At 65.3% G+C, this 22,665-nt stretch carries 19 protein-coding genes and 3 riboswitches; of the genes, 7 read left to right on the top strand and 12 right to left on the bottom strand.

The features are described from left to right. Positions 1-37 precede the first annotated feature (37 nt). From ACFQPB_RS19780 to ACFQPB_RS19770, 3 genes are all read left to right on the top strand, one after another. Positions 38-3,514 (top strand): DEAD/DEAH box helicase, encoded by a 3,477-nt coding sequence (locus ACFQPB_RS19780; RefSeq protein ID WP_382227010.1) that lies wholly within the window; start codon positions 38-40, stop codon positions 3,512-3,514. A gap of 96 nt (positions 3,515-3,610) precedes the next feature. Beyond that, positions 3,611-4,024 (top strand): nucleotidyltransferase substrate binding protein, encoded by a 414-nt coding sequence (locus ACFQPB_RS19775; RefSeq protein ID WP_382227008.1) that lies wholly within the window; start codon positions 3,611-3,613, stop codon positions 4,022-4,024. Between the two features lie 2 nt (positions 4,025-4,026). Continuing rightward, positions 4,027-4,353 (top strand): nucleotidyltransferase family protein, encoded by a 327-nt coding sequence (locus ACFQPB_RS19770; RefSeq protein WP_382227005.1) that lies wholly within the window; start codon positions 4,027-4,029, stop codon positions 4,351-4,353. Positions 4,354-4,364: 11 nt separating this feature from the next. On the opposite strand, the gene ACFQPB_RS19765 is transcribed toward ACFQPB_RS19770, so the two are convergent. The 10 genes from ACFQPB_RS19765 to ACFQPB_RS19720 form a co-directional block, all read right to left on the bottom strand. Continuing rightward, positions 4,365-6,290, bottom strand: coding sequence for a B12-binding domain-containing radical SAM protein (locus ACFQPB_RS19765; protein ID WP_382227002.1), 1,926 nt, complete (start codon positions 6,288-6,290; stop codon positions 4,365-4,367). 52 nt (positions 6,291-6,342) lie between these two features. Beyond that, on the bottom strand, positions 6,343-7,731 hold the full coding sequence (locus tag ACFQPB_RS19760; RefSeq protein WP_382227000.1) for an L-serine ammonia-lyase: 1,389 nt from the start codon (positions 7,729-7,731) through the stop codon (positions 6,343-6,345). Positions 7,732-7,757: 26 nt separating this feature from the next. Beyond that, complete coding sequence (locus ACFQPB_RS19755) at positions 7,758-9,023, bottom strand: D-amino acid dehydrogenase (RefSeq protein ID WP_382226997.1); 1,266 nt, start codon at positions 9,021-9,023, stop codon at positions 7,758-7,760. A 167-nt stretch (positions 9,024-9,190) separates the two neighbouring features. Beyond that, positions 9,191-9,289: riboswitch (glycine riboswitch) on the bottom strand. Positions 9,290-9,311: 22 nt separating this feature from the next. After that, entirely contained in the window at positions 9,312-12,200 is a 2,889-nt protein-coding gene (gene gcvP / locus ACFQPB_RS19750; protein ID WP_382226995.1) for an aminomethyl-transferring glycine dehydrogenase, read from the bottom strand. Positions 12,201-12,264: 64 nt separating this feature from the next. Then, positions 12,265-12,636 (bottom strand): glycine cleavage system protein GcvH, encoded by a 372-nt coding sequence (gene gcvH, locus ACFQPB_RS19745; protein WP_382226992.1) that lies wholly within the window; start codon positions 12,634-12,636, stop codon positions 12,265-12,267. Between the two features lie 32 nt (positions 12,637-12,668). Then, positions 12,669-13,793: a glycine cleavage system aminomethyltransferase GcvT gene (gene gcvT, locus ACFQPB_RS19740; RefSeq protein ID WP_382226989.1), complete on the bottom strand. Its 1,125-nt coding sequence runs from the start codon at positions 13,791-13,793 to the stop codon at positions 12,669-12,671. A 44-nt stretch (positions 13,794-13,837) separates the two neighbouring features. Then, a riboswitch (glycine riboswitch) is annotated at positions 13,838-13,939 on the bottom strand. 9 nt (positions 13,940-13,948) lie between these two features. Continuing rightward, a riboswitch (glycine riboswitch) is annotated at positions 13,949-14,050 on the bottom strand. Positions 14,051-14,127: 77 nt separating this feature from the next. Next, entirely contained in the window at positions 14,128-14,556 is a 429-nt protein-coding gene (locus ACFQPB_RS19735; RefSeq protein ID WP_382198903.1) for a type II toxin-antitoxin system VapC family toxin, read from the bottom strand. Continuing rightward, positions 14,553-14,807, bottom strand: coding sequence for a type II toxin-antitoxin system prevent-host-death family antitoxin (locus ACFQPB_RS19730; RefSeq protein WP_382226987.1), 255 nt, complete (start codon positions 14,805-14,807; stop codon positions 14,553-14,555). The genes ACFQPB_RS19735 and ACFQPB_RS19730 overlap by 4 nt, the downstream gene beginning before the upstream one ends. 82 nt (positions 14,808-14,889) lie before the next feature. Beyond that, positions 14,890-15,315 carry a PaaI family thioesterase gene (locus ACFQPB_RS19725; RefSeq protein WP_382198905.1) on the bottom strand — a complete coding sequence of 142 codons (426 nt, stop codon included), beginning with the start codon at positions 15,313-15,315 and terminating at the stop codon, positions 14,890-14,892. Positions 15,316-15,393: 78 nt separating this feature from the next. Then, positions 15,394-17,040, bottom strand: a complete 1,647-nt coding sequence (locus ACFQPB_RS19720; RefSeq protein ID WP_382226984.1) for an acyl-CoA dehydrogenase family protein — start codon at positions 17,038-17,040, stop codon at positions 15,394-15,396. 46 nt (positions 17,041-17,086) lie between these two features. On the opposite strand from ACFQPB_RS19720, the gene ACFQPB_RS19715 reads away from it, so the two are divergent. Further along, positions 17,087-17,725: a TetR/AcrR family transcriptional regulator gene (locus ACFQPB_RS19715; protein WP_382226982.1), complete on the top strand. Its 639-nt coding sequence runs from the start codon at positions 17,087-17,089 to the stop codon at positions 17,723-17,725. 48 nt (positions 17,726-17,773) lie between these two features. Here ACFQPB_RS19715 and ACFQPB_RS19710 read toward each other — a convergent pair whose 3' ends face one another. Then, positions 17,774-19,456, bottom strand: a complete 1,683-nt coding sequence (locus ACFQPB_RS19710) for an electron transfer flavoprotein-ubiquinone oxidoreductase (RefSeq protein WP_382226979.1) — start codon at positions 19,454-19,456, stop codon at positions 17,774-17,776. 257 nt (positions 19,457-19,713) lie between these two features. On the opposite strand from ACFQPB_RS19710, the gene ACFQPB_RS19705 reads away from it, so the two are divergent. Together ACFQPB_RS19705 and ACFQPB_RS19700 are read left to right on the top strand one after the other, a co-directional pair. Continuing rightward, positions 19,714-20,703 (top strand): DMT family transporter, encoded by a 990-nt coding sequence (locus ACFQPB_RS19705; protein WP_382226976.1) that lies wholly within the window; start codon positions 19,714-19,716, stop codon positions 20,701-20,703. Next, a complete protein-coding gene (locus ACFQPB_RS19700) occupies positions 20,700-21,119 on the top strand; it encodes an acyl-CoA thioesterase (RefSeq protein WP_382226973.1) in 420 nt (139 codons plus the stop codon). The genes ACFQPB_RS19705 and ACFQPB_RS19700 overlap by 4 nt, the downstream gene beginning before the upstream one ends. A gap of 283 nt (positions 21,120-21,402) precedes the next feature. Here ACFQPB_RS19700 and ACFQPB_RS19695 read toward each other — a convergent pair whose 3' ends face one another. Beyond that, positions 21,403-21,984, bottom strand: coding sequence for a peroxidase-related enzyme (locus ACFQPB_RS19695; RefSeq protein ID WP_382226970.1), 582 nt, complete (start codon positions 21,982-21,984; stop codon positions 21,403-21,405). A gap of 62 nt (positions 21,985-22,046) precedes the next feature. Here ACFQPB_RS19695 and ACFQPB_RS19690 point away from each other — a divergent pair, with 62 nt between their 5' ends. Next, positions 22,047-22,418 (top strand): carboxymuconolactone decarboxylase family protein, encoded by a 372-nt coding sequence (locus tag ACFQPB_RS19690; protein ID WP_382198912.1) that lies wholly within the window; start codon positions 22,047-22,049, stop codon positions 22,416-22,418. Positions 22,419-22,665 lie beyond the last annotated feature (247 nt).

The raw sequence follows: 22,665 nt of genomic DNA, 5'->3' as shown, positions 1-22,665 counted from the left end.
TTTTGTGGTGTGATACGGTTTTTTTTCGTATCACACCATGCCCCACACCAGCGCCGCGACAGGCATGTGGTTCCCGCCCCAAGCCATCCAATACGAGGTTGATCCGGCCACTTGGGATCGGGGCCATGGGATGTTCTTGCAGAACCGTGTGCTCTCCATGGAGGTGGATTTTGACGGCGTTGGCTGGGTGATCACCGGAGAGGTACAAGGCACCCAGCGACAGCCTTACCACACCGAGGTGGAGATCACGCTCGACCCGAAGGGGCGCTTGGTCGATTGGTACGGTGATTGCACTTGTCCGGTGGGCATGAATTGCAAACATGCGGTGGCACTGAGCATCAAGGCGGCCTACCAGGGACGGCGTTTGGTAGCCGTACCCCACAAGCAGCCCACCGATGTGATGTTGGAGGCCATTGAACAGGCCCAGGCCCGGCTGGCACAACAGGCCGAGGCCGCCGCCGAGCGCCAGCTGCTGGCCTGGCTCAACCAGGTGGAAGCGGCGCAGGACCCCCACGAAGCCCGCCTGCAAGGGCTGATGAGCAACCGCCGCTCGGGCAAGGCGGCACCACGCCCGGAATCCTTCCTCTACCTGGTTGCCGCCACCCACACACAAGGCCTGCCGCGCCTGCAAATGAGTCTGGTGACCGCATCCACCAAGGTCAACGGCCAGTGGGCCAAGCCGCGAGCGGTGAACCACGAGCCACAATCAACACACGGCGCCTACAAAAGCGCCTCGGCGGCCGACCACGAGGTGCGGCGGCTCATGCGCGCCAACAAGAGCGCGCGCGATGGCTACACCTACGGCTTTGTGGATACGGTGCTTCCCACTGGCGAAGCGGGCGCCATGATGCTGCGCCTGGCCGCCTCCACCGGGCGCCTGTTGGTGCGCGGCGACACCGGTTACCCGCAGGCCGCGTTGCGCTGGGGCGAGCCCGAAGCGCTGCAATGGGCCTGGGCCGAGGTGCCTGCCACCGCGCCGCAGGCAAGCGGTTGGCGCCTGCAAGCCGGCATGGCGCGTCCCGGCCTGCTGCTGTGCGCCAACGAGCCACCGCTCTACCTCGACACCGAGGCCGGTGTGCTGGGTCCGGTGGTGGCCGAGGGCCTGGCGCCTGAAACGCTCCATGCCTTGTTGAAGGCCCCGGTGGTGCCCGAGGCGGCGTTGCACAAACACGCCGATCTGCTTGCCCAGCGGCTGATGGCGGTACCGCTGCCGCCAGGGTTGCCCAGCGTAGCGCAAATTGCGGGCGTGCCGCCCCAACCCTGCCTGCACCTGCGCCGGGTACCAGCAGCGGAGATTCACCTGCAGGGTCTGGTGGTGGGTCAGGTGTTGTTTGACTATGCGGGGCACCGTGGTTTCTGGACCCCCATGGAATCGAAAGTGCTGTTGTCTGGCGGCGACAACGGCCAACGCCTGCGACTTCTGCGCGACTTGGCCGCCGAACACCAAGCCTTGAAGCGCTTGCAGGTGCTGGGACTGTGGACATCTGAGCGGGGCGAGGTCCGCCTGGGCACCAACGAACCGCCGCTGTTGTGGGTCCAATGGGCCGACAGCGGTTGGGCCACGTTGCGTGAAGCTGGGTTTGAGGTCAGCGTGGACGACGATATGCGCGACTGGGTGATGCACGCCGACAACGTGCAGTTGGGCATGTCGGCCGTCGGCGGCGAGCGCGCTGAGGACGCGGGCACCTCGCCCTGGTTCGAGTTGTCGCTGGGCATGGAGGTCAACGGCCAGCGCCACAACGTGTTGCCCTGGCTGCCCGAAATACTGGCGATGGCTGCGAGCTGCCCGCTGGATGCCCACACAGGTTTGCCCCAACTGCCTGACTTTTTGTACCTGCGCACCAGCGGCGACACCGGCTTTGTGCGCGTGCCCAGCCATGCCTTGCACGCTTGGCTGGGTGCGCTGCTGGAACTGGTGGGCGAGCGCACGCTGGACTTCAGCGGCAACAGCGTTCGCCTCTCGCGCCTGGAGGCGCTGCGCACCAGCGCCGCCCTGGGCGAAGGCGTGGTGTGGGCGGGCGCACAGCACCTGCGCGATCTGGTGGCGCGCATGAAAGGCACACAAAGCCTGCCCGCTGTGCCGCTGCCCAGTGGCGTGATGGCCACCCTGCGCCCCTACCAGCAACACGGCCTGAACTGGTTGCAGTTCCTGCGCGAAAACGCGCTTGCCGGCATCCTGGCCGACGACATGGGTCTGGGCAAGACCCTGCAAACGCTGGCCCACATCCAGGTGGAAAAAGACGCCGGCCGGCTCGATCGACCCGCCCTCATCATCGCGCCCGTGAGCCTGCTGGCCAACTGGTTCAACGAGGCCAAGCGCTTTTGCCCAGGGCTGCGCTGTCTGGTGTTGCATGGTCAGGAACGGCACGAAAAAGCCCATACGCTGGCCGAGCACGATGTGGTGATCGCACCGTACTCTCTGCTGCAACGCGACCGCGAAAACTGGCTGCAGGCGCAGTGGCATTTGGTGGTGCTTGACGAAGCCCACAACATCAAGAACGCCAGCACCCACGCCGCTCAGGTGGCGTGTGAACTCGACACACGCCACCGGCTGTGCCTCTCGGGCACACCGATGGAAAACCACCTGGGCGAAATCTGGAGCCTGTTCCACTTCCTCATGCCCGGGTTTTTGGGCAGCCAGCAGCGCTTCAAACAACTGTTCCGCACCCCCATCGAGCGCCAGGGTGACCCACAGCGTTTGGCGCAATTGCGTGCACGCATCACCCCTTTCATGCTGCGCCGGACCAAGGCGTTGGTCGCGAACGAATTGCCGCCCAAGGTGGAATCGATGGCGCGTGTGGTGCTCAGCGGCAAACAGGCCGATCTGTACGAAACGATTCGCTTGAGCATGGAAAAGACCGTGCGCGAGGCGCTCGCCACCAAAGGCCTGGCGAAGTCACAGATCACCATCCTGGACGCGTTGCTCAAGCTGCGCCAGGCGTGCTGCGATCCGCGGTTGCTCAAACTCGATGCGGCAAAAACGGTGAAGAACTCGGCCAAACTCGATCACCTGATGGAGCTCCTGCCAGAGATGTTGGCCGAGGGCCGGCGAGTGTTGCTGTTTTCGCAGTTCACCAGCATGTTGAACTTGATCGAAACCGAGTTGAAAAAGCGCGATCTGTGCTGGGTCAAACTCACCGGGCAGAGCCAGAACCGCGAGCAGCTCATCGAACGTTTCACCAGCGGTGAGGTGCCGCTGTTTCTCATCAGCCTAAAGGCCGGCGGTGTGGGCCTGAACCTTGCCCAGGCTGACACCGTCATCCACTACGACCCCTGGTGGAACCCGGCGGTTGAAAACCAGGCCACCGACCGCGCCCACCGCATCGGCCAGACCCAGAGCGTGTGGGTGCTCAAGCTGGTGGCCCAGGGCACGATTGAAGAACGCATCCTGGCGCTGCAGGAGCGCAAGGCCGCGCTGGCCGATGGCGTGTACAGCGGCTCAACGGCACGGCGCGAGCCGCTGTTTGGCGAGGGCGACCTGGCGGAGCTGCTCAAGCCCTTGGGAGCCGTCTGATGGGAGCCGGTGCGGCCGAGTTCAGCGGGTTGGCACATCCGCACGGCCAAGCTGATAAATTCCGGTCATGCGCCTGAATCTGCCCGAGCAACTGTCATGAGCGATGCCACTTTGGATTTGAGACCGCTCACCAACGCCATCCAGCGTCTGAATGAGGGTCTGGTGCGCTACCAGCAAGACGTGACCGACACGCAGATCCGCGACGGCCTGATCCAGCGTTTTGAGTTCACCTACGAAATCAGCCACAAGATGCTCAAGCGCTACCTCGAGATGGTGTCGCCCACACCAGAGCAGTTTGACGGTATGCCTTTTGCCGATCTTGTCCGCTCGGGCAACGAGCAGGGGCTGCTGTTGAGCGACTGGCCGCGTTGGCGCCAGTTTCGTGACATGCGGGGCAAAACCAGCCACACGTACGACGAGGCGCTGGCGTTGCAGGTGGTGGCCGAGATTCCGGCATTCCTGACTGAGGCGCAGCACTTGTGCGAGCGCTTGCTGGCGAGAGTGAAATGACCATGGCCACGCCGTCGTCTGTCGCGCCCGACATTGACGTGCGGCCTGAACATTGGGCCATCGTCCAGAGCACCTTGCGCCAGCACGTGCCGGGAAGGGAGGTCTGGGTTTTTGGTTCCCGTGCCCGGCACACGGCCAAACCCTTTTCCGATCTCGACCTCGCCATTCGGGGTGACCAGCCGCTTGGCTTGGCTGTGTTGGCGGCCCTGGCGGACGACTTCTCAGAATCCGATCTACCGTGGAAAGTGGATGTGGTGGACTGGGCGACCACCAGCGAATCGTTTCGCCGCATCATCGAACGCGACAAGGTGGTGGTCCAGCGCGCTTGATGCAGGCGGTTTCACTGACCCGCCAGCGCCCGGCCAATGTGCTGCCGCTTCACCGTGGGTTTGGGCACCTTGCACGGCAGGTGTTCGAACCAGCGGCGCACGTCGTCCTCCAGGCACAGGCCGTGCATGAAGTTGTAGATGGCCTTGCGCAGGCCCTGGCCCAGGGCGTCGTGGTCCACGCCCGGTGGCATGGGGGTGGGGTCGATGAAGCCGATGTCGTTCTTGGCGAAACTCACCGCCGGCAGGGGAATGAGTTCGATGCCGTAGGCCTCGGGGTTTTTGCCCACGGGCGAATGCACGGTACAGGTGAAGCGGTGGAAAAAGCCGCTTTGGATGCAGCCGTTTTCGAACAGCTGGCGCACGTACTCCAGGGCATCCACCGTGTCTTGCAGCGTCTGGGTGGGAAAGCCGTACATCAGGTAGGCGTGCACGAGGATGCCGGCGTCCGAAAAGCCTTTGGTCACACGCGCCACCTGCTCCACCGACACGCCCTTTTTCATCAGGCCCAGCAGCCGGTCGCTGGCCACCTCCAGCCCACCGCTCATGGCAATACAGCCGCTTTGGGCCAGCAGGTCGGCCAGCTCGGGCGTGAAGGTCTTTTCAAACCGGATGTTGCCCCACCATGAGATGTGCAACTGGCGGCGGATCAGTTCCTCGGCCAGGGCCTTGAGGGCTTTGGGTGGTGCGGCCTCGTCCACGAAGTGGAAGCCGGTCTGGCCCGTTTCTTCCACGATCTGCTGGATGCGGTCGGCCAGCTTGTGGGCGGTGGCGGTCTCGTAGCGACCGATGTAGTCCAGGCTCACATCGCAGAAGCTGCACTTTTTCCAGTAGCAACCGTGTGCGACGGTGAGCTTGTTCCAGCGCCCGTCGCTCCACAGCCGGTGCATGGGGTTGAGCATGTCGAGCAGGCTCAGGTAGCGGTCCAGCGGCAGGCCGTCCCAGGTGGGTGTGCCCACGTCTTCAAACGGGATGTCGGGCTCGGTCAGGTTCACGTACTGCACGGCACCGTTGTCGTTGCGCACAAAGGTGCGCTGCAGGCGTTGGCGCCCGCGCTGGCCTTGCAGGTGCTCCACCAGCGACAACACCGGCCGCTCGCCCGCGTCCAGCGTCACGAAGTCCACGAAGTCGAACACGCGCGGGTCGCTCAGTTCGCGCAGCTCGGTGTTGACGAAGCCGCCGCCCAGGGCGACGGCGATGGAGGGATCGTGCGCCTTGATGGCCTGCGCGATGCGAAAGGCCGCGTACACCGAACCGGGGAAGGGCACGGAGAGCAACACCAGCCGGGGCTGGTGCCGTTGGATGGCGGCGAGCGTCAATTCGCGCAGCAGATCGTCCACCAGCGTGGGCGGTGCCGCCAGGGCTTGCGCCAGCGGGTCGAAGCGGGGTTGGCTGGCGGCCAGGGATTCGGCGTAGCGCACGAACTCGAAACGCCCATCCACCGCGTCGCGCAACACGTCGGCCAGGTCGTTGAGGAACAGGGTGCACAGGTGGCGAGCCTTGTCCTGCACGCCCAGGGCGCCGAAGGCCCAGGCCAGTGGGTCGCCGCTGCCGTCGTCGATGTAAGCGTCCAGCGCCGCAAAGCGCGGGCCTTCGGGCAGCAGGCCACGCGCAGCGATGCGGTGGGCCAGTGTCGAGTCGCGCCCTTGCAGAAAGGCGATGGATGTGGCGATGGTGCTGCGGTAGAGCGCGAACTGGTCCAGAAAGGCGTGCACGCTGGCGGAGCGTTCGGCTTCGGGCAGGGCTTGGGCACGCTCGTGCACGGCGTCGAGCCCGGCAGGGGTGAACAGGCGCAGCACCAGGGCCAATGCCAGGTCTTCCTGCACCGCTGGCACACCACGCGAACGCAGGAAGCCGGTGAGGTAGGCGGTTGAGGGGTAGGGCGTGTTGAGCTGCGTCATCGGGGGGATGAGGCTCAACACGCGGAATTCGGGGGCCATGGGCGTGCGCGGTGACAACAAAGGCTGCGAGCTTAGCCCAGGTCGCGCGGGGTCAACACTCGACGATGTTGACCGCCAGCCCGCCGCGCGCGGTTTCCTTGTATTTGGTTTTCATGTCGGCGCCGGTTTCGCGCATGGTCTTGATGACTTTGTCGAGGCTGACGAAGTGTGAGCCGTCGCCGCGCAGCGCCATGCGCGCGGCGTTGATGGCCTTGACGGAGGCGATGGCGTTGCGCTCGATGCAGGGGATTTGCACCAGGCCGCCCACGGGGTCGCAGGTCAGGCCCAGGTGGTGTTCCATGCCGATTTCGGCGGCGTTTTCCACCTGTTCGGGGGTGCCGCCCAGCACCGCGCACAAGGCCCCGGCGGCCATGGAGCAGGCCACGCCCACCTCGCCCTGGCAGCCCACCTCGGCGCCGCTGATGCTGGCGTTTTCTTTGTAGAGGATGCCGATGGCCGCCGCCGTGAGCAGGAAGTCCACCACACCTTCGTCGGTGGCGCCGGGCACGAAGCGGCGGTAGTAGTGCAGCACCGCCGGCACAATGCCTGCCGCGCCGTTGGTGGGCGCCGTCACCACGCGGCCACCGGCGGCGTTTTCTTCGTTGACGGCCAGCGCGTAGAGGTTGACCCAGTCGAGCACGGCCAGCGGGTCGGTCAGGGCTTTTTCGGGGTGGCCGGTCAGGTCTTTGTAGAGGCCGGGCGCGCGGCGTTTGACCTTGAAGCCACCGGGCAGCACACCTTCCGTTTGGCAACCGCGCACCACGCAGGCCTGCATCACCGCCCAGATGTGCAGCAGGCCGTCGCGCACCTCGCCTTCGCTGCGCCAATGGGCTTCGTTGGCACGCATCACGCCGGCAACCGACAAGCCGTGTTCGCGGCAGCGTTGCAACAACTCGTCGCCCGAGCGGAAGGGGATGGGCAGGGCGGTGGTGTCGGGGGCGATGGTTTTCTGGCGGCTGCCATCAGCGGCCAGTTCGTCGGTGACCACAAAACCCCCGCCCACCGAGTAGTACACGCGTTCGACCAGCAAGCCACCCACCGCGTCCCAGGCTTGCAGCCGCATGGCGTTGGCGTGGAAGGGCAGGGGCTGGCGGTAGAAGGACAGGTCTTCGCGCTCGTTCCAACCGATCTCGTGTTGGCCCAACAGCCGGATGTGCGCCGTGCCACGGATCTCGGCCACGGTCGCCGCCACCGATTCGATGGGCACGGTCTCGGGCTCGTGGCCGGCCAGGCCCAGCAGCACCGCTGTGTCGCTGCCGTGGCCTTTGCCGGTGGCGCCCAGCGAGCCGTGTAACCCGCAGTGCACCCGCGCCACCTGCGCCAGCACCCCCTGGTTCTGCATGCCCGCCACAAACAGCCGCGCCGCCCGCATCGGGCCCACCGTGTGTGAGCTGCTGGGGCCGATGCCGATTTTGAAGAGATCGAAGGCGGAGATGGCCATGGGGTGCTCCGTCGGTGGTGTGTGGGTCAGACAGCGTGGGCGGGTACGCCGAGCTGGGTGGGGCGCTGCTGTTGCTGCCACTGTGCCACATGCCCCGCCACCATGTCCGCCGTCACGGCCGACAAGGTCCAGCCCAGGTGGCCGTGGCCGGTGTTGTAGAACACATTGGCGCGCTGGCCGGCGCCCACGCGCGGCAGCATGTTGGGCATCATGGGCCGCAGGCCGGCCCAGGGCACCACCTGGCGGGTGTTGACGCCGGGGAAACACTGGTTCACCCAGTCGATCAGCGGGCGGATGCGGTCGGCGCGGATGTCGCGGTTGAAGCCGTTGAACTCGGCCGTGCCGGCCACGCGGAAGCGGTCCACACCCAGGCGGCTGGTCACCAGTTTGGTTTCGTCGTCCAGCAGGCTCACGTTGGGGGCGGCACGTTGGCTTGGTTCGTCCAGCAGGTTGACGGTGATGGAGTAGCCCTTGACGGGATAGACGTTGAGGCGGTCGCCCAACTGTGCGCCCAACTCGCGGCTGCCCACGCCGGCGCAGACCACGAGGGCGTCGAAGCTGTGCGTCTGCTGGCCGTGCTCGTCGGTGGCGGTGACGCTGGCGCGCTGGCCGTCGCTCACCAGGCGTTGCACCTGCTGGCCATAGAGCGTGCGCACGCCCAGGCGCTCGGCGGCGGCGGCCAGGCCCACGGTGAACTTGTGGATGTCGCCGGTCGAATCGCTCTCGGTGTAGAAGCCACCAAAGTAGGTGCCGGCCAGGGTGGGCTCGATGGCGCGCATCTCGTCGGGCGTGACGGCGCGGCGCGGCAGGCCGCCCTCGGCCAGCAGCTTGGAGACTTCGGCCGCGTGGTCAAAGCCCTTTTTGTCGCGGTAGATGTGCAGGATGCCCTGCTTCTTCAGGTCGAAGTCAATGTCCTCGGCCTGCGCCCAGCCAAACAGGTGCTCGCGCGCCGCAATGGCCAAGCGGGCGGTTTCCACGGTGTTGTCGCGGTAACGCGGGATGTGGGCGATGAACTCGGCAAACCACGAGAGCTTGTGCCAGCTCGGCTTGGGGTTGACCAACAGAGGCGCGTCGCTCTTGAGCATCCATTTCAGGCCCTTGAGCACGGTGGATGTGTGGTTCCAGACCTCGGCATTGGAGGCCGAGAGCTGGCCGCCGTTGGCGAACGAGGTTTCCATGGCGGCGTAGCGGTGCCGCTCGAACAGGGTGACGGAAAAACCGCGCTTGGCGAGCGCGTAGGCTGTGGTGACACCGGTGATGCCACCGCCGATCACGGCGATTGATTGCTGCATGGTTTCAGGCTCCAAACGTCGAGGATGGGAGCGCCACACACACCGTGTGCATGGCACGCCCCCTCTGTTTGTGACCTGAGAGATTCACCCGCTGTGTGCCTTTTAGGCGGCGGGCTTGCTCCTGCGGTGGGCCGGGTGACGAATCCCGACCGCTCTTCAGAGTTTTGTTCGCAAGACCGGTCCTTTGGCCTGAGAGTTTCCGGGGCGGTTGCTCCTTCGGCGCCGCGCTGCCTTCTCAGGCGCGCGGTCTCTCCCGATCCTGCGTGGGGCCTTACAGACCCGAAAAAATCAATCGGTGGCGAGTTCCCCCACCGGCACGCAGCTGCAGAACAGGTTGCGGTCGCCGTAGACGTTGTCCACCCGGCCGACCGAGGGCCAGTACTTGGTGTTGACCGCATGGCCCTTGGCTGCGGCGGCCAGCTCGCGCGGGTAGGGGCGGTTCCAATCGCTTTGCAGCACGGTGGCTGCGGTGTGCGGTGCGTGTTTGAGCGGGTTGTTGTCCTGCGGCCACTCGCCTTTTTCCACACGTCGGATTTCCTCGCGGATGGCGATCATGGCGGCGATGAAGCGGTCCAGTTCCTCCCGCGTTTCGCTTTCGGTCGGCTCCACCATCAAGGTGTTGGCCACCGGGAAGCTCAACGTGGGCGCGTGAAAACCGTAGTCCATCAGGCGCTTGGCCACGTCCTCGGCCATCACGCCGCTGGTTTCCTTGAGGCCGCGCAGGTCCAGGATGCACTCGTGCGCCACGTGGCCGTTTTCGCTGGCGTACAGCGTGGGGTAGTGGTCGGCCAGGCGCTTGCTGATGTAGTTGGCGCTCAGGATGGCGGCTTCGGTGGCGTGCTTCAGGCCGTCGGCGCCCATCATGCGGATGTACATCCACGAAATGGGGAGGACGGCGGCGTTGCCCAGCGGGGCCGCGCTGACGGCGCCCACGCCACTTTTCACGCCACCCGTTTCGTGACCGGGCAGGAAGGGCACGAGGTCGTCGACCACACACACCGGGCCCACGCCGGGGCCGCCGCCGCCGTGCGGGATGCAGAAGGTCTTGTGTAGGTTGAGGTGGCTCACGTCACCGCCGAACTCGCCCGGTGCGGCCACGCCCACCAGGGCGTTCATGTTGGCGCCGTCCACGTACACGCGGCCGCCATGGCGGTGCACCAGGGCACACAGCTCTTTGACGGTGGTCTCGAACACACCGTGGGTGGAGGGGTAGGTGATCATCATCGCGGCCAGCTTGTCGCTGTGCTGCTCGCACTTGGCTTGCAGGTCCGCCATGTCCACGTTGCCGTTGTCGTCGCACTTGGTGACCACCACCTGCAGGCCCACCATCTGCGCGCTGGCCGGGTTGGTGCCGTGGGCGCTGCTGGGAATCAGGCAGATGTTGCGGTGGCTTTCGCCGCGCGAGGCGTGGTAGGCCTGGATGGCCAGCAGGCCGGCGTATTCGCCTTGCGAGCCCGCGTTAGGTTGCAGGCTGATGCCCTTGTAACCAGTGGCCTCGCACAGCCAGGCGCGCAGTTGCTCGTCAAGCTGCTGGTAGCCCTTGAGCTGGTCGGCGGGGGCGAACGGGTGGACGTTGGCGAACTCCGGCCAGGTGATGGGAATCATCTCGCTGGTGGCGTTGAGCTTCATGGTGCACGAGCCCAGCGGGATCATGCTGCGGTCCAGTGCCAAGTCCTTGTCGCTCAGCGCGCGGATGTAGCGCAGCATGCCCGTCTCACTGTGGTGGCTGTTGAACACCGGGTGCGTGAGGAAGCTGCTGGCGCGGCGCAGGCTGGCTGGGATCAGCGGCTCCACGCCGGCGTCAAAGTCGGCCACACGCGGCAGGCTTTGGCCTTCGGCGGCGAACACGCCCCACAACAGCTCGATGTCGGCGCGGGCCGTGGTTTCGTCGAGCGACATGGACACGAACTGGCCCCAGCTCACGCGCAGGTTGGCCTGCTTGGCGCGGGCCTTGGCGGCCACGGCCTGGGCGGTGGCGGCATCGGGCAGTTTCACGGTCAGGGTGTCGAAAGCGCTGTCGCTGGTGAGCGTGTGGCCCAGCGTTTTGAGGCCTTGGGCCAGGATGGCGGTGTAAGCGGCCACGCGCTGGGCGATGCGTTTCAATCCTTCTGGACCGTGGTAAACGGCGTACATGCTGGCGATGACGGCCGGCAGTACCTGCGCGGTGCAGATGTTGCTGGTGGCCTTTTCGCGGCGGATGTGTTGCTCGCGCGTTTGCAGCGCCAGGCGGTAGGCCGGGTTGCCGTGCACGTCCACGCTCACGCCCACCAAGCGGCCGGGCAGGGAGCGCTTGAACTCGTCGCGGCAGGCCATGTAGGCGGCGTGGGGGCCGCCGGCACCCATGGGCATGCCAAAGCGCTGGGTGGTACCGACCACGATGTCCGCTCCCCATTCGCCTGGGGGCGCCAGCAGGGTGAGAGCCAGCAGGTCGGCAGCGACGATCACGCTGCCGCCTTTTGTCTTGTACTGGGTGGTCCAGTCACGCAGGTCGCGCACTTCGCCATTCAGCGCGGGGTATTGCAGCAGCACCCCAAAACTGTCGTTCTCCAAGGCTTCGGGGCCAGTGCAAATGCGGACGTCGATCCCCAAGGGTTTGGCGCGGGTGCGCACCACCTCCAGTGTTTGGGGGAGCACTTGGTCGTCCACATAAAACACGTTGGACTTCGACTTGCCCACCCGCATGGCCAGCGTCATCGCCTCGGCGGCGGCGGTGGCTTCGTCCAGCATGGACGCGTTGGCAATCGCCATGCCGGTGAGGTCGGTCACCATGGTCTGGAAGTTGACCAGTGCCTCCATGCGGCCTTGCGAGATCTCGGCCTGGTAGGGCGTGTAGGCGGTGTACCAGGCGGGGTTTTCCAGGATGTTGCGCAGGATCACGCCGGGCGTGTGGGTGCCGTAGTAGCCCTGGCCGATGAAGCTCTTGAACACCTGGTTTTGCTGCGCGATGGCTTTCAGTTCGGCCAGTGCGACGGCTTCGGTCACGGCCTCGGGCAGCTTCATGCCGGTGGACCGTGCGATGCTGCGTGGCACGATGCTTTCGATGAGCGCACGGCGCGAGGCCTCGCCGATCACGGACAACATCATGGCCTCGTCCTCGGCACTGATGCCGATGTGGCGGGCGATGAATTCGCTGGGGTTTTCGAGGGCTTCGAGCGGGGGCGTGGCGGGCTTCAGCATGGGGGGCTCCAGAACAGTCTGCAAGCGGCGCTACCAGGGCAACGCCGCTCACGCACGGCTCTGGTCAGCCCTTGGCCGCGAAATCGGCGTAGGCGGTTTCGGTCAGCAAGCCGGCGAGTTGGCCGGCGTCCGACAGCTTGACCTTGAAGAACCAGCCGGCACCCAGCGGGTCGCTGTTGGCCAGTGAAGGATCGGCGCGCAGGGCTTCGTTCACTTCCACGATCTCGCCGCTGATGGGCATGTAGACATCGGCGGCGGCCTTGACCGACTCGACCACACCGGCCACTTCTTTTTGTGCGATGGCCTTGCCCACTTCGGGCAGATCGACAAACACCACGTCGCCCAGCGCGTCCTGCGCGTGGTGGGTGATGCCGACGGTGGCGACATCGCCACTGACTTCGACCCATTCGTGGTCTTCGGTGTATTGCTTGGTCATGGAGGACTCCGTTGAGAAGATGAAAAAAGGGTTCAGCCGCGGAAGTAGTTGGGCGGCAGGAAAGGCATCGCGGCCACTTCCATGGGCACCACTTTGCCACGTACGATGGCGCTCACGCGGGTGCCCACGGCGGCGTATTCTGCGCCCACATAGCCCATGGCCACCGGCTTGTCCACGCTGGGGCCCAGCAGGCCGCTGGTGACTTCGCCTATGGTTGCGCCATCGCTGTTCTGCAGTTCGGTGTGTTCGCGCACCGGCACCCGCTCCAGGGCCACCAGGCCCACGCGTTTGCGGGTCAGAGCTTCTGCGCCGTCCAGCTGCGCCAGCACGCGCGCCGCGCCCGCAAAGCCGCCGGCACGTTCGCCGCCGGTTCTGCGCACCTTCTGCATCGCCCAGTTCAGGCCAGCCTCGACGGGGGTGGTTACTGTATCGATGTCGTTGCCGTAGAGGCACAGGCCAGCTTCCAGCCGCAGCGAGTTGCGTGCGCCCAGGCCCACAGGATTCACTTCGGGTTGAGCCAGCAGGGCGCGGGCCAGGGCCTCGGCCTGTGCAGCAGGCACCGAGATCTCAAAGCCGTCTTCGCCGGTGTAGCCGCTGCGTGTGACGTAGAGGTCGGCGCCGTTCCAGCTGAAGTCGCCACCGGTCATGAAGACCAGTTTCTCGACGCCGGGCAGCAGGCGGGCGAGGGCGGTCACGGCCTGGGGGCCTTGCAGGGCGAGCAGGCCCCGGTCAAATAACACATCGATTTGGCAGCGACCGCCGATGCGGGCCAACATGTGGGCAAGGTCGCCATGTTTGCACGCGCCGTTGACGATGACGAAGATGTCCCGGCCCCGGTTGACGAACATCAGGTCGTCGATGATGCCGCCCTCGTCGTTGAGCAGCAGGCCGTAGCGTTGTTTGTGTTCGCCCAGGCCTATCACGTCCACTGGCATCAGGGTTTCGAAAGCCGCTGCCGCGTCGGGCCCGACCAGGCGCAACTGGCCCATGTGCGACACATCGAACAGGCCAGCGGCCTGGCGGGTGTGGAGGTGTTCGGCCATCAGGCCGGGCTTGTACTGCACCGGCATGCTGTAGCCTGCAAAAGGCACCATGCGCGCACCCAGTTCGAGGTGCAAGGCGTTCAACGGGGTGGTCAACAGGGTGTCGGAGGACATGGAGCGGACTTGAAATGCAGGGGCCACACACGGCCATGCCGTGCACCAGCCCCACTGTCCGCTTTACCTGAGAGATTCACGCGGGCGATGCCGCGTTTGCTCCTTCGGTGGGCCATGTTCTATGGCCTCTCTCCAGGGGGGAATCGCCCGTTGCCGGGCGTCTGCCAGTCCTTTTGCCTGAGCGTTCAGGGTTTGCATGTGCAAACCGCCTGCGCCTTCGGCGGTCGCTCGGGGCGACACTCTCCTGACGTGGGCGCGATTGTAGCGCCGTGCCAAGGCGGCGCATGGCCGTGTTGGGCAACTGATATCAAAAAAAACGGGGCGGTGCGTTTGATCAGGTCTGGCGCAACCACGGATTGATGAGCGTCACGCCAGTGGGTTCGAAATCGGCCACGTTGCGGGTGACCACGGTCATGCCGTGCACCAACGCCGTCGCGGCGATCAGCGCGTCTCGCTCGCCACGCTTGTCGGGCACGTGGAGCCGGGCGCAGCGTTGTGCCACAGCGGTGTCGATCGGCAGCGTGCGCGCCACAAACTCCGGCAAGACCTGTTGGTCCAACCACGTGCGCAGCAAGGCGCCCTGGATGGCGTCCTTGCGCTCAATGGCCAATACGCCCAGCTCCAGTTCCATGACGGTGATGGCCGACACAAACAGATCGGCGGCATCGACGCTGTCGGCCCAGGCGGCCACATGCGCGTCGGCCTTGCCCAGCCGCACCTTGCGCAGTTCGGACACCACGTTGGTGTCGAGCAGGTACATCACGACAAATCAGCCGGCCGGGTAGCGATGGTCACACGCGGCGGCTCAAACGCGATGTCCTCTCCACCCGGCATGGCCAGCGCGTCGGCGATTTGGCGCCGTTGCCGGGTCAGCCGCTGGTATGCCTCGAAGCTCAACAGCACATGCGCAGGCTTGCCTCGGTCGGTGATGAACACGGGCCCGTTCTGGGTCGCGCGCTTGGCGCGGGTCACGTCTTGGTTCAGCTCACGGCTGGACAGGGTGGTCACGGTCATGTTGCACCTCCTACGGCTTCAAATGTAGTTACGTTACTACATGAATGTTGACCGCGCAAGCGGGCGCTGCAGTTGCCATGCCCTACCGTGTGGCGGTAGGCTCCGTCACCAAAAAAGTGGCCCGTGCGGTGACGATGGGTGCGGCATTGGCGACGATCAACAGGTTGGCAAATGCCAGGCGGCTCCCTACTTTGACCACCGACACGTGGGCTTCCAGCCAATCGCCCACGTTGGCGGTGCCCACGTAGTCCAGTCCCAGGCTGGTGGTCAGCATGCGAACGGGTGGCTGCTGCGACATCGCCGTCACATACCCAAGCGATACGTCTGCCATGGTGGCCAACAGGCCACCATGCACGGTCCCGGTGTTGTTGGTGTGCCTGGTTTCTACCCGCAGCCCAACCACAAAACCACGTTCTTCTGGCTTGTAGAAATAGGGGCCTGTGGCGTCGAGAAAAGGACTCGTGCGAAACAGGGGTTTGAAACCGGGTGGGCAACCGGTATCAGCCATGGGGCGTCCTCCGTAGACGCCCGCCACTACACGAAGCTTGCAGCATGTTTCTCCATTTGTTCATCACCTTCAGTGCGGTTATCTGGGCAGGGCACGCTCCAGCAGGCGGTCCACGTCCAGCGCGCTGGGGTCCACCAGGCCGGTGACGGCGCCCCAGTGGCCGCTGAAACGGGTGGCCACGAAGGCCTGGGCCACGTGCTCGGGCGCGTACTGGCGCAGCAGGCAGGCCTGGGCCAGCACACACAGGCGGGTGGTGAACTGGCGCCCTATGCCTTCCAGTTCCTCCGGCTTGCGCTGCAGCATCTGGCTCAGGGCCAAAGCTTCTTGCGTGAGGGTTTTGTCGTCGCCCGCACGGCGCATCAGGTCGGCCAGCAGCACCTCGGCGTGTGCGGGCTGGCGGGCGATGCCACGCATCACGTCCAGGCACATCACGTTGCCCGAGCCTTCCCAGATGGAGTTGACCGGTGCCTCGCGGAACAGGCGGCCCATGATGCCATCTTCCACGTAGCCGTTGCCGCCAAACACTTCCATCGCCTCGCCGGTGAGTTCCACTGCGCGCTTGCAGACCCAGAACTTGGCGGCAGGCGTCATCAGCCGGTGCCAGGCCGCAGCCTCGGGCGTGTCGTGTTCGTAGGCCTCGGCCAGGTGCATGCCCAGCACCAGCGCGGCCTCGCTTTCCAGCGCCATATCGGACAGCACCGCGCGCATCAGCGGCTGCTGGGCCAGGGTGTAGCCAAAGGCCTTGCGCTGGCGGGCGTAGGCGATGCCTTGCACCAGGGCCTGGCGCATCATGGCGGCGCTGCCCAGCACGCAGGTCAGACGGGTGTAGGTGGCCATCTCGATGATGGTGGGGATGCCGCGCCCGGCCTCGCCCATCAGCACGCCCCAGGCGTCGTGGAACTCCACCTCGCTGCTGGAGTTGCTCTTGTTGCCCACCTTGTTCTTCAGGCGCTGGATGTGGATGGCGTTCTTGCTGCCATCGGGCCGCCAGCGCGGCACAAAGAAGCAGGCCAGGCCGTCTTCGGGCGTGCGCGCCACCACCAGGTGGGCATCGCACATGGGGGCTGAGAAAAACCACTTGTGGCCGCGCAGCAGGTAGTCGCCGCCGCGCCCGCCGGTACCGATGGGCGTGGCCGTGGTCTGGTTGGCGCGCACGTCGGAGCCGCCTTGCTTTTCGGTCATGCCCATGCCGATGTAAATGGCGGTTTTCTGCGCGATGGGCAGGTCGCGCGGGTCGTAGCCATCGCTGAAGAGCTTGTCGCCCACCTGCGCCCACAGCGCCGGCTCGCGCTGCAGCAGCGGGATGGCGCCCAGCGTCATGGTGGAGGGACACAAGGTGCCGGCCTCGATCTGGGCGTGCATGTAGAAGCCGGCGGCCCACGCAGCCCAACGGCCAGAGGCGTTGTCGCGGAACGGACTGGAGATCAGGCCGGCCTGCCGGTAGCGCGCCAGCAGCTTGTGCCAGGCGAGGTGGAAAGTTACCTGATCGATGCGGCGACCACGGGCGTCAAAAGTTTTGAGTTCCGGCAGGAAGCGATTCGCCAGGTCGGCCTTCGCGTAGCTGTCGGCCGTGCCCATCAGCGCGCCGTAGTCGCCCAGCCGGCCGTGGGCGGAGGCGCCGCCGTGGCGGGTAACGGCCTCCTGCAGGGCGTGGTCGGTCGCGTAGAGGTTGTAGTCCTGCAGTTCGTCGAACTGGTTGGTGACGTCGTGAGTGGGCCAGCCCATGCTAATGTCTCCGCGTGTGTGTTTGTCTCGGAGAAGTTTAGGCACCATGGCCCGCGAACGTGTTCGGATTCCCGCCACCCCGGTGGCGCTGCGGCGGCGCCCTCAGCAGTCGCGCGCCCGCGCCAGCTCCGAGGCCTTGCAGGACGCCTTTGTTCGGGTTTTGTTGGACCGGGGTTATGCCGCCATGACCGTGCGCGAACTGGCCGGCGTGGCCGGTGTGGGCATTGGCACGTTCTACGACTATGTGAGCGACAAGCAGGCCCTGGCCGCCTTGACCATCCACCGCCGGGTGCGCGCGGTGGGCCAACAACTGGTGAGCACGGCGCAGGCCCATGCGGGCCTGCCGTTGGCGCGCTTGGTGCCGCTGCTGGTGGAGCAGCAGATCGAGAGCATGCGCGGTGACGTGCGGGCGTGGGCGGCGCTTTATCAGCTGGAGCGCGAAATCTCACCGCCAGAGGCTTACCGCAAAAACTACCGGCGTTATGTGGACGCCTGGACCATGGCCTTGGCTTGCGCGTGTGATGCGCCCGAGGCCGATGCCTTGCAACCCCTGGCGCGCGCGGTGCATGTGCTGACCTATGGCGCGGTTTTTCAGGCCTTGCTGACCCAGGGCGTTCGTACCGATTGGGCGCAGGTCAAGGGGGATTTAGGGCGCTCGCTGGCGGGGCATCTGTCGCCCGCTTGAAAGAAAAAAAGCGGCCGAGGCCGCTTTTGGGGTTGAGGCCGGGGCGAATCACATGCCCACGTAGTTCGGCCCGCCGCCGCCTTCCGGCGTCACCCACACGATGTTCTGGGTCGGGTCCTTGATGTCGCAGGTTTTGCAGTGCACGCAGTTCTGTGCGTTGATCACCAGCTGGTCGGCGCCGTCCTTGTTGACGAACTCGTACACACCGGCCGGGCAGTAGCGGCTTTCGGGGCCGGCGAACTTGGACAGGTTCACACTCACCGGCACGCCAGCGTTCTTGAGTGTGAGGTGGGCCGGCTGCTGTTCTTCGTGGTTGGTGTTGCTGATGAACACGCTGGAGAGGCGGTCGAAGCTGATCTTGCCGTCGGGCTTGGGGTAGCTGATCTGCGGCATCTCGGCGGCTGGGCGCAGCTTCACATGGTCGGGCGTGGTGTTGTGCAGCGTCCAGGGCGGGTTGGCCACGCCCACCTTGGGCAGCAGCCATTGCTCGATGCCGGTCATGGCTTGGCCGACCAGCTTGCCCTTCTTGAACCAGTTCTTGAAGTTGCGGGTCTGCTGCAGTTCTTCGTTGAGCCAGCTTTTCTCGAAGGCGGCGGGGTAGGCGCTCAGTTCGTCTTGTGCGCGGCCGGCGGCCAGGGCCTCGGCCAGGGCGTCGGCGCACAACATGCCGCTCTTGATGGCTGCGTGGCTGCCCTTGATGCGCGCGGCATTCAGGTAGCCGGCGTCGCAACCGATGAGTGCGCCGCCCGGGAACACGGTCTTGGGCAAGGCCTGGGGCGTGCCGTTGTTGATGGCGCGCGCGCCGTAGCCGATGCGTTTGCCGCCTTCGATGTGCGCCTTGATGGCCGGGTGGGTCTTCCAGCGCTGCATTTCCTCGAAGGGCGACATCCAGGGGTTTTTGTAGTCGAGCCCGATGACGAAGCCCAGCGTGACCTTGTTGCCCTCCAGGTGGTAGAGGAAGCCACCGCCAAAGCTGTCGTCCACCATGGGCCAGCCGGCGGTGTGCACCACGCGGCCGGGCTGGGCCTTGTCGGCAGGCACTTCCCACAGTTCCTTGATGCCGATGGCGAAGGTCTGCGCGTCCTTGCCGGCCGTCAGGTCGTACTTGGCCAGCAGCTGCTTGCCCAGGTGGCCACGCGCGCCTTCAGCGAAGATGGTGTACTTGCCCAGCAACTCCATGCCCAGCTGGAAGCTGTCCATGGGTTCGCCGTCCTTGCCCACGCCCATGTTGCCGGTGGCCACGCCTTTGACGCGGCCCTGCTCGTCGTACAGCACTTCGGCAGCGGCGAAGCCGGGGAAAATTTCCACGCTCAGGTTCTCGGCTTGCTGGGCCATCCACTTGACCACGTTGGACAGGGAAATGACGTAGCAGCCGTGGTTGTGGAAGTTGCGGGGCACCAGCCAGTCGGGCGTGCGGGTGCTGCCGGTTTCCGACAGGAACAGCACGTCGTCGCCGGTCACTTCCTGCGCCAGCGGTGCGCCCAGCTCTTTCCAGTTGGGGAAGAGTTCGGTGATGGCGCGCGGGTCCATCACGGCGCCACTCAGGATGTGGGCGCCGGGCTCAGACCCTTTTTCCAGCACCACGACCGAAATTTCCTGGCCCTTGTCGGCGGCGATCTGCTTCAAGCGGATGGCGGTGGCCAGGCCAGCCGGGCCACCGCCCACGATCACCACGTCGTATTCCATGGATTCGCGGGGGCCGAACTGCGCCAGTATCTCGTCGTGGGTCATGAGGGGTCTCGGTAGAAGTTGTGTGGCACCACGCCCCCGGGCGAGGGCAGGGCGGTCTTGTCTAGCTCGCGACGGATTTTAGTGGGGCTTCACAGACAATCTCGATCCTGTCATTTTCAAGTAAGCCATTTTCTAGAGAGCACGCTCATGTCGTATCACATCGATTGGACCGACCATGTCGTCTGGGCTACCCGGCACGCTGGCGCGACGACACTGCGGCTGCGGGGCGCGATGGCCGCCCACATGGGATGCCCGGTGTGAGCGCCACCAACGTGGCGGTGGGTGCCGACCCGAACGCAGCCCTGGCCCAGCGCCGTGTCACGGTGGGCTTGTCGGCGGGGCTGGGTGCGGGCGCGCTGTGGGGGCTGGTGTTTGTGGCGCCGCGCATGGCGCCCGGTTTCACGGGTGTGGACGTGGCCTCGTTCCGCTTCATGAGCTTCGGGCTGATGTCTGCCGTGCTTTTGGCCTGGCGCCTGCGGCACGGTGAGCTGCAACCCACCGGGGCTCAGATGCGAGCGGCCCTGGGTTTGAGCGTGCTGGGCTTCACTGGGTACTACACACTGCTGGCGCTGGCCATTGGCTGGGCTGGCACGGCGGTGCCGGCACTGATCATCGGCACCATCCCGCTGTGGCTGATGGTGCTGGGCAAACCGGCCCACCTCAGCTGGCGTGCGCTCTGGCCAGGCCTGGTGTGCACGGCCGCAGGGCTGGCGCTGATGGTGTGGGCCGATCTGGCGCACGTGACGCTGGGCGATGCGGCGTCGGGTCAATACGGCTGGGGCATGGCGTTGGCGGTGCTGTCCATGGTCAGCTGGACGGCTTTTGCGCTGCTCAACGCGCGCTGGGTCAAAGCCCACCCGGAGGTCGATTCGGCCCAGTGGACCAATTGGCTGGGCGTGGCCACCGGGCTGGGCGCCTTGCTGTTGTGGTTGGCGCTGGGCACCCCCTGGGCCGAACTGGTGGCCTTGCCCGGGTTTGTGTCGGGCCTGATGGTGTGTGTGTTGACCGGCGTGGGCTCGGCCTGGTTGGCCTCTTTGTTGTGGACCATGGCCAGCCGCCGTTTGAGTGCCAGCCTGTGTGGCCAGTTGATCGTCAGCGAGACGCTGTTCGCGCTGGTCTATTCGTTTGTGTGGGACGCCACCTGGCCATTGCCAGTGCAGTGGGTGGCGGCGATCCTGTTTGTGTTGGGCATTGTGGCTTCGGTGCGCGCGCACCGCGAGCCCGCGATCGATGAGGTGCACCTGTGAAATTGGAACTGCCGAGCCAGAAGAAGCTGGTTCACGACATGACCCTGCCCATCCGCTGGGGCGACATGGACGCGATGGGCCATGTGAACAACACGGTCTACTTTCGCTACATGGAGGTGGCGCGCATCGACTGGATGACGGCCATCGGCTGCCCGCCTGCGCCTTCTGGTCATGGCCCACTGGTGGTGAATGCCTTCTGCAATTTCCACCAGCAGCTGGAATACCCGGGCGATGTGCGTGTGCGCACGTATGTGAGCGACCCGGGGCGCAGTTCGTTCGAGACCTGGTGTGTGTTGTCGCGGGTGGATGATCCGGACACGGTGTATGCGTCGGGTGGTGCTACCACGGTGTGGGTGGATTACCAGGCCAAGCGGTCGGCGCCTATGCCGGAGTGGTTGCGTTCATTGGTGTCCTGAGGGTTTTTGCCACTGGGTGGGCGGGATCGGGGTGGCGGGGCGCTCTGCGCCGCTCGTGTCCCCCGCCGGCTGCGCCGGCTCCTCCTTTACCTCGCTCTGCAGAGCGCCCCACCACCCCGATCTAAAGTGATGTTGGCGCGCAATCGTTGGTTTGCCGACATGTTGGATGCCTGAGGGCATGGGGTGCTTGGAGCAGCGGCATAAAGGAGGAGCCGGCGCAGCCGGCGGGGGACAGCCGCGGAGCCAAGCGCCCCATGTCCTCGGGCGCAACGAAGCAGGCGCTTCACTTGGCCTTGGGTACCCGCCCCATCAGATAAAACTCCGGATTCGGCATCATCCCGCTGAAGCTGGCGATGCGGTTGCTCAGCCCAAAGAAGGCGGTGATGGCCCCGATGTCCCATGCGTCTTCGTCGGTAAAACCATGCGCATGGAGGATCGCAAAGTCCGCGTCTTCGATCTCATCCGAGCGCTGGCACACCTTCATCGCGAAGTCCAGCATGGCGCGCTGCCGTGGCGTGATGTCCGCCTTGCGGTAGTTCACCGCCACCTGGTCGGCCACCAGCGGCTTCTTCTCGTAAATGCGCAAAATCGCGCCGTGGGCCACCACGCAGTACAGGCAGTTGTTGGCCGCGCTCGTGGTGGTCACGATCATCTCGCGGTCGCCCTTGCTCAGGCCCGAGTCCTCCTTGAGCATCAGCGCGTCGTGGTAGGCAAAAAACGCCCGCCACTCGGCTGGGCGCCGCGCCAGCGCCAGGAACACGTTGGGCACAAAGCCCGCCTTCTCTTGCACCTCCAGCACCTTGGCCTTGATGTCCTCGGGCAGGCTGTTGAGATCGGGGATGGGGTAGCGGGGGGTATGGCTCATGCGTGTCTCCGTGGTTGTTCGGCCAAGTTTATCCTTGGGTTTTCCAACCGAAGGACACACCCATGAACCCCGATCAGTACGACAAAGGCCTGGCCATGCGCAAACGCGTGATGGGCGAAGACTTTGTGGCCAAGGCCTTTGGCAACGCCACCGAGTTCACCCGCCCCATGCAGGACTACATCACCCACAACGCCTGGGGTGATGTCTGGCAGCGTCCGGGCCTGGACCTGAAAACCCGCAGCTTGATCACTGTGGCCATGCTCACCGCGCTGGGCAAACAGCACGAGCTCAAAGGCCACGTGCGGGGTGCCCTCAACAACGGTGCCACGCCTGAAGAAGTGCGAGAAGTGCTGCTGCACGCCAGCATTTATTGCGGGGTACCCACCGCAGTAGAGGCCATGCGCACGGCCGCCGAGGTGGTGGACGGACGCTGACAGCACTCGGTGCGAGGCCCTAAAACAACTGGTTTCAAGCGGTAAGAAATGTTAATTTGAGCTGACTTCTGCCTTACGATTGCATCCCTTTTTTGGGGTGTCAAGAGGAGACAACATGCTTGTCAGCAGCAAATGAGTTGTCCGGTTCGTAGCAAGTAATCTGTCCGGTTTGTGGAGGAGCGATGCAACACGCCCCCATGAGCCGGGCCCGCTACATGCAGGAGAACCGGAAGATGAGATTCACAGA

It is taken from the genome of Hydrogenophaga atypica, assembly GCF_042665215.1.
In the GTDB taxonomy this organism is placed as follows: Bacteria; Pseudomonadota; Gammaproteobacteria; order Burkholderiales; family Burkholderiaceae_C; genus Hydrogenophaga; species Hydrogenophaga defluvii_A.
The sequence above is the reverse complement of the archived record's forward strand: the minus strand, read 5'-3'. Positions and strand labels throughout refer to the sequence as shown.